Below are 14,196 nucleotides of genomic sequence, written 5' to 3'. Positions count from 1 at the left end.
TAAAGATAGAAAAAGGATTTAATCAATGGCCTTGATTTCCTCTATAATTTCCTCGAATTCCAAACGGTAATATGTGCCTTGTTTTTCAAGATCCCGTTCAATGGTTCCCCTAAGTTGTCGGGCAAGGTTGTAAATAAGCTTAAGACCTAGGGATTTTGAAGTTTCCGGGCTAATAGTATCTGCATAGCCCACACCATTGTCGCCCAGATGCATTTCATAGCGCTTTTCAGATAACTGGCGTAAGGAAATCAGGATTTCCCCGGCATCATCGCCCTTTATTCCATATTTAAGTGCATTGGTGATGGTTTCATTGATAATCAAACCTAGGGGAATTACGGTATCAATGCTGAGTTTGTAATCGTCTACATGAAGGTTGACCTTTATTTTGTTGGTATTTCCCTTTACGGAGCGAACGAGATAATTGCAAAGCTCCTCCACATAGGGTCGTAGCTCTATCTTGGACAAATAGTCGTCGCGTTTGTACAACATTTCATGAACCATGGCCATGGAGACCACCCTATTTTGACTACTCTTGATAATGCTACTTATTTTTTCATCGGAAACAGCCCTGGATTGCAAACTCAACAAACTGGAAACGGTCTGAAGATTGTTTTTAACCCTGTGGTGTACTTCTTTGAGCAGGGTTTCTTTTTCCTCTATGCGTTCTTGTACTTCTTTTCTGGACTTATATAAATTGTGATGGGCTCGTAGCAGGTTTCTGCCAAAAACTCCTCCCAATAGATATACGGCAAAGACAACGCTTAAAAAAGCAAACCATCTTCTGGAACCCTCGGGGACCATATTGGTTGTAAGATTCAAATCGGCAAGATCATAAACAAATATGGCGGCAACCAGTACCAGATTAACAATAAGATAAAACTGTCCGTACATCTTGGTGGTCACATAGCCTGCAAACACCACAATGGCCAACACCAAAATAAAAGGGCTTTGGATTCCTCCACTATGGATGGTGATCAATATTCCGCCAGCCATGGCCAACAAAGATGCAATGTTGTAGGTTGCAGTAAGGTTTTTATGCTTGTTGTACAGATAAGTATTCAGAAAATTTATAGCAGCGTAACCGAAGAATACATAGGGGATAATACCTTTTATGTCCAAGAGAAAAATGCAAACAAGCCCAAAAATTATGGAGGTCAAGATGGAATTGTGGTTGACTTTTAGAATCAACTGGATTTTATCCTGCAAACGACGATTTTCCTCGTTGGGCATGTTCATAGTCATGGTATGGTTATTCCATTTTACCACAGATGGTTGAAAGGCAGTGGTAAAAGTAGCTATGTGGGGGTGTTTGGGATGTAAAACTAACTATGTTTTTGTTATAATCAAAAGCGGCAGCCTTAAATGACTGCCGCTTTTCCAATTTTATGTATTTCCAGTTAATCCTCAACCAAGACCCATTCGCCCTTATCTATCAGAGGTTCAGCTTGTTTGTACTTTACAGTCTTGCTTTCTCCAGACATCACATTTTTTATGGTCACCCGCTCGTTTCTTCCTATTTTGGGTCTTTCCCGTACCACGGTTTCCGTAACTTGTGGTCTACGGCCCTGGGTTTGGCCTGCAGCCCTGTTTTGGGCCGCAAGTTCATCACTGTTCGGGATTTCCTCCTTGGAAGTTTTTAGATTTTCCTTGGGTCTTCTTACGTTTCTGGCCTCTTGGATTTGATTGGTATTCTCGGACGGAAGCTCCCCTTTGAACAAGAAGGATATTACTTCTTTGTTTACCTTGTCAATCATGTCCTTGAAAAGCTCAAAGGCCTCAAACTTATAAATCAATAGGGGATCCTTTTGTTCATGCACGGCCAATTGAACGGATTGCTTTAACTCGTCCATTTTACGCAGGTGCGTTTTCCAGGAATCATCTATGATGGCCAGTGAGATATTCTTTTCGAAATCCGTAATCAGCTGCTTTCCATCACTGTTATAGGCCTCTTCCAGGTTGGTGACCACATTTAAGGTTTTGATGCCATCCGTAAATGGAACCACAATACGCTCAAATTTGTTGGTCTGGTCCTCGTACACTTTTTTGATTACCTGAAAGGCCACCGTTGCACTGCGTTCCATCTTCTGCTGATAGAAATCATACGCGCCCTTGTACACTTGGTTGGCGATTTCTTGGAAGCTCAATTTTCTAAATTCCTCTTCCGAAACTGGGGAGGTAATGGAGAAATATTTGATCAACTCAAACTCAAAATTCTTGTAATCTTCCGCCAGTTTGTTGGTCTCTGCAATAACCTCACAGGTGTCATAGATCATATTGGCTATGTCCACCTTTAATCGCTCACCTTGAAGGGCGTGTCGTCTTCGTTTGTAAACCACTTCACGTTGGGCGTTCATAACATCATCGTACTCCAAAAGACGTTTACGAATTCCGAAGTTGTTTTCCTCCACCTTTTTCTGGGCGCGCTCAATGGACTTGGTCATCATGGAGTGTTGGATCACTTCACCCTCTTCCAATCCCATACGGTCCATCATTTTGGCAACCCTGTCCGAGCCGAACAAACGCATAAGGTTATCCTCCAGCGACACATAGAACTGGGAACTACCCACGTCCCCTTGACGTCCGGAACGTCCTCGCAGTTGTCTATCCACCCTACGGGAATCGTGTCTTTCTGTACCTACAATGGCCAATCCGCCAGCAGCTTTTACCTGGTCACTTAGTTTAATATCCGTTCCACGACCTGCCATGTTGGTGGCAATGGTCACTACTCCGGCATTCCCTGCTTCGGCAACAATGTCGGCTTCTTTTTTGTGTAATTTGGCGTTAAGTACGTTGTGGGGAACTTTACGAACGCTCAACAATTTGGACAACAATTCTGAAATCTCCACCGAAGTGGTACCTATCAATACCGGTCTTCCTGCCTTGGAGAGCTCAGTCACCTCTTCAATAATGGCGTTGTATTTTTCCCTTTTGGTTTTGTAGATCAAATCATGGCGATCGTCTCTTGCAATGGGTTTGTTGGTTGGGATTTCCATCACGTCCAACTTATAGATTTCCCAGAATTCCCCAGCTTCGGTGACTGCCGTACCGGTCATCCCGGCAAGCTTATTGTACATCCTGAAGTAATTCTGCAAGGTAATGGTGGCGAAGGTTTGGGTCATAGCCTCAATCTTCACGTTTTCCTTGGCCTCAATAGCTTGGTGCAAACCATCGGAATAACGTCTACCGTCCATGATCCGGCCGGTCTGCTCATCCACGATCATCACTTTATTGTCCATTACCACATACTCCACATCTTTTTCAAAGAGGGTGTAGGCCTTGAGTAATTGGCTCATGGTGTGGATTCGCTCACTCTTTACGGCAAAATCCTTGAAAAGCTCTTCCTTAAGCTCTGCTTCCTTTTCAATTTCCAGTTCTTGCTCTTCAATTTTGGCGATTTCTCCACCAATATCGGGCATCACAAAGAAATCCTTGTCTTGGTCTCCAGAGATATAATCGACTCCTTTATCGGTCAATTCAATCTGGTTGTTTTTTTCATCAATGGTAAACAACAGGTCGGCATCCACTTTGGGCATTTCCCTATTGTTGTCCTGCATGTAGAAGTTTTCCGTTTTTTGAAGCAGTTGTTTTACCCCTTCTTCGCTCAAAAACTTGATTAGTGCCTTGTTCTTTGGAAGACCACGATACACACGTAGCAATAGAAATCCGCCTTCTTTGGTATCCCCTTCCTTGATGAGCTTTTTGGCCTCGGCCAAAACCCCGGTCAAATGCTGACGTTGCTTTTGGACAATATCTGCAACTTTGGGCTTTAATTCATTGAATTCATGGCGATCCCCTTCAGGAACGGGACCCGATATAATCAACGGGGTACGGGCATCATCAATCAATACGGAATCCACCTCGTCCACAATGGCATAATGGTGGGGGCGTTGCACCAAATCCCCTGGCGTATGGGCCATATTGTCACGGAGGTAATCAAAACCAAATTCATTGTTGGTTCCATAGGTAATATCTGCGTTGTATGCAGCTCGCCTTCCATCTGAATTGGGTTGATGCTTGTCTATACATTCCACGGATAAGCCATGGAATTCGAAGATGGGAGCCATCCATGCGCTATCCCGCTTTGCTAGATAATCATTTACGGTTACCAGGTGCGCTCCTTTTCCCGAAAGTGCGTTGAGATAGAGTGGGAGGGTGGCCACCAAAGTCTTTCCCTCCCCAGTCTGCATTTCAGCAATTTTTCCTTGATGCAGGGCAATACCACCAACAAGCTGAACATCATAATGGATCATGTCCCAGGTCACTTCCTTCCCAGCGGCATCCCACGAGTTTTTCCAAACAGCATAGTCCCCATCCAGCGTAACATAGTCCTTGGTACCGGACAAGCTTCGGTCAAATTCCGTAGCGGTTACGGTAAGGGTCTCATTGTGGGCAAAACGTTTGGCGGTTTCCTTTACCACAGCAAACGCTTCGGGCAAGATGGTATTTAAGGTCTTCTCTGAAATTTTGTAGGCCTCTTCATTGAGCTTATCTATTTCGGAGTAGATTTCCTCGTTACGATCAATATCGGTAGAGTTTTGAACTTCTTCTTTAAGCGCAGCGATTTGATCATTGATTTCCTTACAATCCTCTGCTATCTGCGATTTGAAAGCAGTTGTTTTTTGACGAAGTTGATCATGCGACAATCCTTCCAACGCTTGTTCAAAGGATCTGATCTCTTTTACCAAAGGCTGTAGTGCTTTTACATCTTTCTCGGATTTATCCCCAACAAAAACCTTTAGTACGGAATTAATAAAGCTCATGAATAAATTTTCTTTTGAATTGCAAAAGTTGTTCCATTGTCCAGAACGGCTTGGAATGCCCTTGCAAGGCTGTCAAAATTACAGAGAACTGCTTATAAACACATTAAAATCGGTTATAAAATTAACTTTTGCACCCAATATTTAAGGTTTCCAACCCAAGTTCCTCAGTTGGACCGTCTCTAAATTCCTGACACCCAATACAAGAACTATTGTTCTTCTTTGGGGCCAATCCCTGGGGAAAAGCATAAAAAAAGCCTCAAAAAGAGACTTTTAGTTTGATTTTGTTATGGAGTTTAATACTCGTCCTCGTTCCAGAGGTAATCTTCCTCGGTGGGATAATCAGGCCAGATTTCCTCAATGGACTCGTATATTTCGCCACCTTCCTCTTCCATGGATTGTAGGTTTTCTACAACTTCCAAAGGAGCTCCGGTACGGATGGCGTAATCTATTAGTTCGTCTTTGGTGGCTGGCCAAGGCGCATCACTTAAATATGAAGCTAATTCTAATGTCCAGTACATAGTAACGGTTTGATTTTTATTTTTTTGCAAAAATAATTTTTAAACCCAATTTGTCAAGTAAAATCGGTATTATTTAAAAAATATTTTCAACGTGTTAATCTGAAACGCAGAAAATTAGGATTTATTCTTTCAATTTTTCGGGAATCCACTTGACCTCTTCTGCTTGCAGTTCTTTTGACAACTTTCGTGCCAATACAAAAAGGTAGTCGGAAAGACGATTAATATATGACAACAGACTTTCGGGTACGGGGTCATTTTCATGAAGGTAGGAGATCATTCGTTCGGCCCTTCGGCAAACGGTTCTGGCAATATGACAGTATGACACGGTTGTATGTCCACCAGGAAGAATAAAATGGGTCATTTCTGGAAGTTCTTCGTTCATATAATCCATTTCTTTCTCCAATAAATGGATGTCCTCATCAGAAATTCTAGGGATTTTTAATCGGTTTTCCTTGGTGGGTTCCGTGGCCAAGATGGCACCAACCGTAAACAACTTGTTCTGGATTAAGGATAGCACATCTTTGGTGTGACCATCCATATCTTGATCTCGTAGCAATCCCAAAAAAGAGTTCAGCTCATCTATGGTTCCGTAACTCTCTATACGGATATGATGCTTGGGGACCCGCTTGCCAGTAAATAGTGCAGTGGTTCCTTTATCGCCTGTTTTGGTGTAAATTTTCATGTATTCAATTATCAGTGGGCAATTAACAATGAACAATAATCAATGGACAATTTGCAATTAGCAATTATCAATAAGCGAGTTTAAGCAGTGGCACCAATACATTCCAATCGCAAATTATTTATTGTTAATCGGACTTATTGTGACGTCTTTTACCGTCCATGAATTTTCTTGATTTTCTACGCCTTTTGCCTCTTCGGTTACTGAAAAGAATAATCAGATAAATAAGAAAGAGAATCCCAAGTACGTACCAAATGGTGTAATCTGTTGAAAAGCTTTCCATATCTAAAATTACTTTTTTAAATCCGGATGGTGAAATGTTCCTTTTCTTGCTCCCTACGGATGAAAATTGCCCCCAAATGGTACATGTCAATACTCACCGTAATCTTTGGGGAGGTTATCAGTGATTGCCATTGTTCTTGTTTTTGCGGATTTTGATGAATTCCATCAATTAAAACCACACTATCGTTATGAAGTTTTCCTTCGGAAACCAGTTGATTGAAATGGAATAGATCAAACTGATTGGCAAAAACAGCATCAAATGGTGGTTTATCATATTCCAAATCTGGAAAGGACTCCATTATGGTTTGAGCGGCCAACAAATGATCTAAAATGGCCATCTTGCTTACATCAAAATAGGGGATACACTTCAAAAGGATATTTATGCTTTTGCTTTTATGCGCTTTGCCCTTGCTATACAAGCACTGGGTCGCAAACTGGAAAACAAAGGGAGAGTGTACCCCGTGCTCGTTGGTGGATTTCAAAAGAAAATTTAGATAAGAAGTTATCCGGAAATACATGTTAACCTTCCAAAATTGCGGAAAGTTCGAACCAACGTTCCGTTTTGGTTTCTATTTGATCTGTTATTTCATTTAACTCTACGGATAATTTAGCGATTTCATCACCACTTAATTCAGGATCCAGAAATTGATTTTGCAAGGTAGCCTTCTGTTCTTCAAGCTTTTGGATTTCCTTTTCCAATTGCTTGTGTTCCTTTTGTTCCAGATAGGACAGTTTTCTGGAATCATCCTTTTCCTTCCAGGATGTTTTTCCAGCTTTGTCCGAAGCATTGCTCTTGGCCTCCCTTTCTGCCAGCACCCTACTGTTTTCATAGGCCCTGTAGTCCGAATAATTACCGGGGAAATCCTCAATAATCCCATCACCTTTAAAAACAAAAAGATGGTCCACAATTTTATCCATAAAATAGCGGTCGTGGGATACCACGATCAAACAACCCGGAAAATCCAGAAGAAAGCTCTCCAGTACATTCAAGGTCACTATGTCCAGGTCGTTGGTGGGCTCGTCCAGAATCAAAAAATTTGGATTTTGAATCAGAACGGTACACAAATAGAGGCGTTTGCGTTCTCCGCCACTTAGTTTTTCCACAAAATCGTATTGCTTTTTACGATCAAACAGAAAACGCTCCAGGAGTTGTTGGGCGGATATTTGCTTTCCTTTTTTTAAGGGAATATAATCGCCAAACTCCCTGATCACATCAATTACCTTTTGTCCTTCATTGATTGGGATTCCTTTCTGCGTGTAGTAACCAAACTTCAAGGTATCGCCAACCACAATCTTTCCGCCATCCGGTTTTTCGCTTTGGGTAATCAGGTTTAAAAAAGTGGATTTCCCGGTTCCATTTTGACCAATGATCCCCACACGTTCTCCTTTGGTGAAGTTGTAATCGAACTTATTCAGGATGGTCTTTTCACCAAAAGCCTTGGAAACATTGTGAAGTTCCAAAATCTTACTGCCCAAGCGTTCCATATTTAGTTCTAGCTGCACTTGATGGTCCTGCCTTCGCTGGTGGGCTTTCTTTTTGATTTCCTGGAAATCGTCAATCCTGGATTTGGATTTGGTGGTTCGTGCTTTAGGTTGTCTGCGCATCCAGTCCAATTCCTTTTTGAACAGCAGTTTGGTCTTGTGTTGCTCTACGGCTTCTCTTTCCTCCCTGGCTTCTTTTTCCCGAAGATAGTAGGAGTAATTTCCTTTGTAACTAAATAATTGGTTGTTGTCCAGTTCAATGATCTCATTACACACCCGTTCCAAAAAATACCGATCGTGGGTGACCATGAACAGGGTGATGTTCTCCTTGGAAAAATAGGCTTCCAACCACTCGATCATTTCCAGGTCCAGATGGTTTGTTGGCTCGTCCAAAATGAGTAAGTCGGGCTTGTTTAAAAGGGCATTGGCCAGGGCCAGTCGTTTTTTTTGCCCGCCAGATAAGGTGCTCACCTTGGCATCCAATTGGTTTAGGTGCAGTTTATACAGGATTTGTTTGTATTGTGTCTCAAAATCCCAGGCATTGTGCTGCTCCATGGCATCAAATGCTTGTTGGTAACGATCAGTGTCATCTGGATTTAGTACAGCCTTTTCATAGTTGGCTATGACTTTCAGGATTTCATTATCGGTAGTAAAAATGGTTTCCTCTATGGTCAAATTGGGATTCAGGTTGGGTTCTTGCTCCAAAAAAGAGATTTTAATTCCCTTCCTGGATACCACCTGACCCGTTTCAGACACATCTTTCCCCGACATGATGTTGAGAATGGATGTCTTTCCACTTCCGTTCTTGGCAATCAAGGCTATTTTTTGGTCTTTGTTTATTCCGAAGGAAATATGGGAAAACAAGACCAGTTCGCCATAAGATTTAGATATGTTTTCTACTGTCAGTAAGTTCATGAAAAGTTTTTTGGACCGTTAACTCTTGGCGAATTTTAAGAGGTAACCATAGCGTATGGCCAGGGTCAAAAGTAAAGGAATCAGTACTGGTGAAAAAATCTGGACCTTGACCACCCACAGAATGATCATGATTCCCAATAGGGCAAGCGCTGCCCAAAGATATTTTGCAAACCATGAGGGCAAGTGTTGTGGAAACACAAAGACATAGGCCACTACCAAATTGGCAGGTAAGGCCCACAGTATATTAAAGTTCCAAGGTGTTGACGTATGATCGGTGGCCAACCAAAGAATCAAAAGGAAAGTTCCTATAAGCCCGGTCAACAGAAAAAGAGTGAAATCCAGCCACCTACTTCGAGTACCGTGTCTATGATCCAAATAGGTTACAATTGCGGTAAACAAGAGTAACAACGCAAACCAAAACAAGGGAGAGAGCGGGAAAAAGCCAGACGGTGTAATTTCTGCATAGTCAAGGATGCTACGCTCCCTTTTTAGCAAGGGTTTACCGTCTTTGGTGGTATTCCTGATTTGTTGCATGGCATAATAGGGCAGGAACATGTGCTCTTGTACCGTTGCCTTTCGGTCCACCACGGAACCAAATGCCACATCTATGCCAAAGCTTGCCCATGAATTTAAATCCATGTTTTGTCTCACCAACTGCCTAAAAGTGTATTGTTGGTCCAAATGAGAGCCATCAAAGACCAGGGCATCCCCAAATTGGTCTTTTAAAATAACCCCAGTAATACTGGAGCAATTGTTCAACAAGGGGTCGTAGAGGTAATCCCGGTTTTCGGGACGATAATTGGTCTCAAAAAAATTAAGGAGCTGGTTCTTTTCCTTCAAGCTCAGATCTAGGATTTGCTCCCTTACCCATCTTTTCTCCAACTCATACTCAAACAAAAAACGGTCAAAGCTTCTTCTGGATAAGGAATAGATCAATCTGCCCTTAACAAAATTTGAATAGAAGTTGGGGCGGTTAAAATCGAAAGTACCATAATTGTAAACTACATCGATGCCCAGTACAGAATCCTGAACCCGGAATGCTGTATGACCAAACATGGAATAAAGTTCATCTCCTGCCGCACAGGTCAACAGGCTTATTTGGGCGTTCTCCGTAAGTGAAGGGGTCTGGGAAATTAATCGTCCTCCCGGCAACAGAAAGAATATCAATAGCAAAATTAACAGTCTCATTTGCGACATAGTCCCGCAAATATCAGAATAATTAGGACATGGTGTATCTTCGACGGAAATGAATACTTAAACCAGTTCATTTTTTAGCTTATTTTTACGAAAACCAGAAAACCTATGCGATTTTATATCCCGAATTTTTTAACGCTCCTGAATCTTTTCAGCGGATGTGTGGCCACGGTGTTTGCAGTGCAGAACCAATTGGAAATGGCAGCCATTTTTGTGTTTATCGGGATTTTCTTTGATTTTTTTGATGGTTTGGCCGCAAGGGCACTCCATGTCCAAAGTGAAATTGGGGTTCAATTGGATTCTTTGGCCGATATGGTCACCAGCGGAGTGGTTCCAGGTATAGTGATGTTTCAATTGTTGGATATGTCACAGGCTTCTGGTTGGAGTGAAGGACAATTGGCTGGCATGCCATGGTTGGGAGTAGATGTTGCACCCATAGCATTTTTTGGGTTTATCATCACCTTGGCATCTGCCTATCGTTTGGCCAAGTTTAATGTGGACGAAAACCAAGTTTCATCCTTTATCGGCCTACCCACTCCTGCCAATACGCTTTTGATTTTGTCCCTACCCTTAATTTTGTTGTACCATCATAATGATGCACTCAACAATATCATTTTAAATCAGTGGTTTTTGTTGGGATTGACCTTGGTAAGTGCTTATTTGCTTAATTCCAGAATCGAACTCTTCGCTTTGAAGTTCGGCAATTGGAGTTTTAAGGACAATGCCGTGCGTTATTTGTTTTTGGTTGCCAGTTTGGTGCTCTTGATTACCCTAAGGTTTTTGGCGATTCCCGTAATTGTGCTATTGTATATACTGCTGTCCTTGATCAATAAAAATACGTGAGAATGGCTGCTGAATTCGTCAAATACAGGTCCAAAGTAGGTATAGGCCTCTTGCTTTTTGTTTTGGTATCTTTTGGAATAGGCGGTTACTACTTGATTTTGGATTGGAAATGGGTGGTGGGATTAATTCACTTTGGTGCGCTGGCCTTGATTCTTTATTTGTTTTTTTCGATTTCGTATGTAATAACGGGCAAGGAGTTATTGATTAATTATGGTGCATTTTACCAAAAGAAGATTATTGTTGGCTCCATTACCCGCATTAAGGAGACTAGAAACCCTTTAAGTTCTCCAGCGGCCTCACTAGATCGTTTGGAAATTAGCTACGATTCTGGATTTATTTTGGTTTCTCCAAAAAACAAAAAAGGCTTTATTGACCATATCAAATCCCTGGTTCCCGAAGTTAGCATTGAAATGAGGAATTAATGGATTTAGAAATCCAGCTTCTTTTTTCGAAGCTCAAAGTTTTGGCCTAGATACACCTTACGCACCATTTCATCCACAGCAAGCTCTTCTGGCACACCTGCTTTAAGAATACCACCTTCAAACATAAGGTAAGAACGCTCGGTGATGGCCAAGGTTTCCTGAACATTGTGGTCCGTGATCAAAATTCCAATGTTCTTGTTCTTTAATTGGGCCACAATACGTTGGATGTCTTCCACGGCCACTGGATCTACCCCGGCAAATGGTTCATCCAATAAAATAAATTTGGGGTCGGTGGCCAAGGCCCTGGCTATTTCGGTCCGTCTGCGCTCTCCACCCGATAACAAATCCCCACGGTTTTTACGGATGTGCCCCAGTCCAAATTCGTCAATAAGCGACTCCATTTTCATGTGTTGCTCTTTTTTGGACAACTTGGTTAATTGGAGGACGCTTAAAATGTTTTTCTCAATGCTTAGTTTCCGAAACACCGAAGCCTCTTGGGCTAGATATCCAATGCCGTGTTGGGCTCTTTTATACATGGGAAAGGTGGTAATTTCCATGTCATCCAAAAAGATTTGTCCACCATTGGGTTTGATTAAGCCAACAATCATATAGAATGAGGTGGTCTTCCCAGCTCCATTGGGTCCCAAAAGTCCCACAATTTCTCCTTGGTTTACTTCTAGGGAAATGCCCTTTACAACCTTACGGCCCCGATAGGCCTTCATGATATTTTCAGCGCGTAGCTTCATAAGAATTCGCCAAAACTAAACATATTCTCTTTGGGGATCACGGACTTTGGGATTTTTTTATGCCTCAATGGATTCCAATTCTTCCCAATACTCGAAGGCGCGTCTAAGATGCGGAATCACAATGGTTCCTCCAATAAGGGTAGCGATGCTTAGGGTTTCCATGACCTCCTCTTTGTTGGCCCCTGTTTTTTTAGCACTTTCCAAATGATATTTGACGCAATCATCACAGCGCATGACGGCAGAGGCCACTAAGCCCAACAACTCCTTAGTTTTCACGTCCAAGGCACCTTCCATAAAGGCATTGGTGTCCAGATTAAAAATGCGCTTGATCAATTTGTTGTTCTCTGCCAGGAGCTTATCGTTCATCTTGGCCCTGTACGCATTGAATTCTTCTACTTTATTTGGCATTTTGTTTTTCTTTTTTAGCTTCTCTTTTCACTACAATACTGGAGATATAGATACTGGCTTGGTATAGCATCAGTACGGGAATGGCAACAATGATCTGACTGGTAACATCTGGAGGGGTAATTACTGCGCACAAGATCAATACCACTACCAATGCAATTTTCCGGTATTTTTTGAGAATTTCAGGTGTGACCAATCCAACCTTGGTCAAAAAGAAGATGATAATGGGCAATTCAAACATCACCCCGCAGGCAATCACGGAGGATCTAACATTGGCTATGAAGGAGCTAATATCAATTTCGTTGGTTACTTCCTTGCTCACCTGGTAGGTTCCCAAAAAATTGATCGAAAGTGGTGCCACCACATAATATCCAAACAAAACGCCCAAAAAGAATAGGGACGAAGCCACTAAGATAAAGCCTCGGGAGTGTTTTCGCTCGTTGGAGTGGAGCCCTGGACTGATAAAACGCCACAGTTCCCATAGCACATAAGGGAAGGCAATGATGAAACCGGCCCAAATGGATGTCCAGATATGTGCCGAGAACTGCCCTGCCATGGTTCGGTTTTGAATGGTAAATGGCAAGGAGTCACTACAGAATTCTGATTCCATTCCAAAAAAAGTGGCAATCTTACAGAAGAATTGATAGGTGGGAAAGTCCATTTTTTTTGGCCCAAATATGATGGTGTCAAAAATGAAATCCTTCATAATAAATGCACCGCAAGCTACAATGACAATTGCTGCCACGGATCGGATCAAATGCCATCTCAATTCTTCCAAATGGTCCAAAAAGGACATTTCGTCGGGGTTGTTCTGTTTTTTTGCCATTAAAGGATGCCTTCGTTTATGAGATTATGTAAATGAACCACGCCTGAATAAGTCCCATTGTCAAAAGCCAACAATTGCGAAATGCCATTGTCCTGCAACATTTTCAATGCTTTTACGGCTAAGGTGTCCACATCCACGGATTTGGGGTTTTGGGTCATGATATCTTTGGCGGTAAGCTCCCCAATATTGTCATATTTGCTAAGCATACGTCTGATGTCCCCGTCAGTAACCACTCCAACAACTTTGTTGTTGTCCATGACGGCAGTGACCCCAAGCATTTTTTCGGAAATCTCCACGATTACTTCCTTAACGCTGGAATTTACGTCCACCAAAGGTTTTTGATTGTTCACCACAATATCAGCAACCCTTAAATACAGTTTTTTGCCCAAGGCTCCCCCTGGATGATATTTGGCAAAATCGGAGCTACTAAAACCCCTGAGTTCCAAAAGGCAGATGGCAAGGGCATCCCCTATGGCCAATTGCGCCGAGGTGCTGGTGGTGGGAGCAAGGTTATTGGGACAGGCTTCTTTTTCCACATAGGCCCCAAGCACAAAATCGGCTTGTTTGGATAGGACGGAATCCATATTTCCCGTGATTCCAATGAGTTTATTGCTGCCATTTTTAATCAGGGGCAGCAATGCCTTGATCTCTGCGGTATTCCCGCTTTTGGAAAGGCAGACCACCACATCGTTTTTTTGAATGGTTCCCAAGTCGCCATGGATGGCATCAGCGGCATGCATAAAAATAGCAGGGGTTCCTGTGGAATTGAGGGTGGCCACAATTTTGGAGGCGATAATGGCACTTTTTCCAACACCGGTCACAACCACCCTGCCTTGGGATTTTAGAATGTGTTGAACGGCTTGGGCAAACTGTTCATCCAATTGGTTTATCAAATTATGGATGGCTTTGCTTTCTGTTTCAAGCGTCCTTTTCGCAATAGATAGAATAGATTGGGTTTCGTCCAAGGTAATTAACTGATTATCTAATTGTATTCCTAAAAGAATGTCTTATATTTAAGTTTACAAAACTAAACAAACTATCGCTTACAGACCATTTAGGAAAGATAGATTGCTTCTTCTTTTAAATTGACATTTAAAATTAGAATATGAACCACCTCCAGATTA

The 14,196-nt window shown here is 42.2% G+C and carries 13 protein-coding genes; 2 read left to right on the top strand and 11 right to left on the bottom strand.

Features of this window, described 5'->3' with window-relative positions; genetic code table 11:
* Positions 1–18 precede the first annotated feature (18 nt).
* The 7 genes from ACO6S0_RS11770 to ACO6S0_RS11740 all read right to left on the bottom strand — a co-directional run bounded on the left by ACO6S0_RS11770 (position 19) and on the right by ACO6S0_RS11740 (position 9,824).
* Positions 19–1,236 carry a sensor histidine kinase gene (locus tag ACO6S0_RS11770; RefSeq protein WP_422348568.1) on the bottom strand — a complete coding sequence of 406 codons (1,218 nt, stop codon included), beginning with the start codon at positions 1,234–1,236 and terminating at the stop codon, positions 19–21.
* A 161-nt stretch (positions 1,237–1,397) separates the two neighbouring features.
* On the bottom strand, positions 1,398–4,760 hold the full coding sequence (gene secA / locus ACO6S0_RS11765; RefSeq protein WP_422348567.1) for a preprotein translocase subunit SecA: 3,363 nt from the start codon (positions 4,758–4,760) through the stop codon (positions 1,398–1,400).
* Between the two features lie 293 nt (positions 4,761–5,053).
* Positions 5,054–5,278: a DUF2795 domain-containing protein gene (locus ACO6S0_RS11760; protein WP_013551418.1), complete on the bottom strand. Its 225-nt coding sequence runs from the start codon at positions 5,276–5,278 to the stop codon at positions 5,054–5,056.
* Between the two features lie 121 nt (positions 5,279–5,399).
* A complete protein-coding gene (locus ACO6S0_RS11755) occupies positions 5,400–5,960 on the bottom strand; it encodes a cob(I)yrinic acid a,c-diamide adenosyltransferase (protein WP_422348566.1) in 561 nt (186 codons plus the stop codon).
* Between the two features lie 296 nt (positions 5,961–6,256).
* The gene (locus tag ACO6S0_RS11750) at positions 6,257–6,721 is read right to left on the bottom strand and encodes a hypothetical protein (RefSeq protein WP_422348565.1); all 465 of its coding nucleotides are present in this window, start codon (positions 6,719–6,721) and stop codon (positions 6,257–6,259) included.
* Between the two features lie 37 nt (positions 6,722–6,758).
* Positions 6,759–8,636, bottom strand: a complete 1,878-nt coding sequence (locus ACO6S0_RS11745; protein WP_422348564.1) for an ABC-F family ATP-binding cassette domain-containing protein — start codon at positions 8,634–8,636, stop codon at positions 6,759–6,761.
* Positions 8,637–8,654: 18 nt separating this feature from the next.
* On the bottom strand, positions 8,655–9,824 hold the full coding sequence (locus ACO6S0_RS11740; protein ID WP_422348563.1) for a DUF4105 domain-containing protein: 1,170 nt from the start codon (positions 9,822–9,824) through the stop codon (positions 8,655–8,657).
* A 114-nt stretch (positions 9,825–9,938) separates the two neighbouring features.
* Between ACO6S0_RS11740 and ACO6S0_RS11735 the strand changes: the two genes are divergently transcribed.
* Entirely contained in the window at positions 9,939–10,673 is a 735-nt protein-coding gene (locus ACO6S0_RS11735) for a CDP-alcohol phosphatidyltransferase family protein (RefSeq protein WP_422348562.1), read from the top strand.
* Between the two features lie 2 nt (positions 10,674–10,675).
* Positions 10,676–11,095 carry a PH domain-containing protein gene (locus ACO6S0_RS11730; protein WP_422348561.1) on the top strand — a complete coding sequence of 140 codons (420 nt, stop codon included), beginning with the start codon at positions 10,676–10,678 and terminating at the stop codon, positions 11,093–11,095.
* Positions 11,096–11,100: 5 nt separating this feature from the next.
* Here the strand turns inward: ACO6S0_RS11730 and lptB are convergent, their stop codons facing one another.
* Genes lptB through ACO6S0_RS11710 form a run of 4 tightly spaced genes read right to left on the bottom strand, consistent with a single transcriptional unit; the run spans position 11,101 to position 14,037 of the window.
* On the bottom strand, positions 11,101–11,841 hold the full coding sequence (gene lptB, locus ACO6S0_RS11725) for an LPS export ABC transporter ATP-binding protein (protein WP_422348560.1): 741 nt from the start codon (positions 11,839–11,841) through the stop codon (positions 11,101–11,103).
* Positions 11,842–11,898: 57 nt separating this feature from the next.
* A complete protein-coding gene (locus tag ACO6S0_RS11720) occupies positions 11,899–12,249 on the bottom strand; it encodes a carboxymuconolactone decarboxylase family protein (protein WP_422348559.1) in 351 nt (116 codons plus the stop codon).
* Positions 12,239–13,072, bottom strand: a complete 834-nt coding sequence (gene tatC, locus ACO6S0_RS11715; RefSeq protein WP_422348558.1) for a twin-arginine translocase subunit TatC — start codon at positions 13,070–13,072, stop codon at positions 12,239–12,241. The genes ACO6S0_RS11720 and tatC overlap by 11 nt, the downstream gene beginning before the upstream one ends.
* Positions 13,072–14,037 (bottom strand): KpsF/GutQ family sugar-phosphate isomerase, encoded by a 966-nt coding sequence (locus ACO6S0_RS11710; protein WP_422348557.1) that lies wholly within the window; start codon positions 14,035–14,037, stop codon positions 13,072–13,074. The genes tatC and ACO6S0_RS11710 overlap by 1 nt, the downstream gene beginning before the upstream one ends.
* Positions 14,038–14,196 lie beyond the last annotated feature (159 nt).

Source organism: Flagellimonas sp. (assembly GCF_965233845.1).
GTDB lineage: Bacteria > Bacteroidota > Bacteroidia > Flavobacteriales > Flavobacteriaceae > Flagellimonas.
The sequence above is the reverse complement of the archived record's forward strand: the minus strand, read 5'-3'. Positions and strand labels throughout refer to the sequence as shown.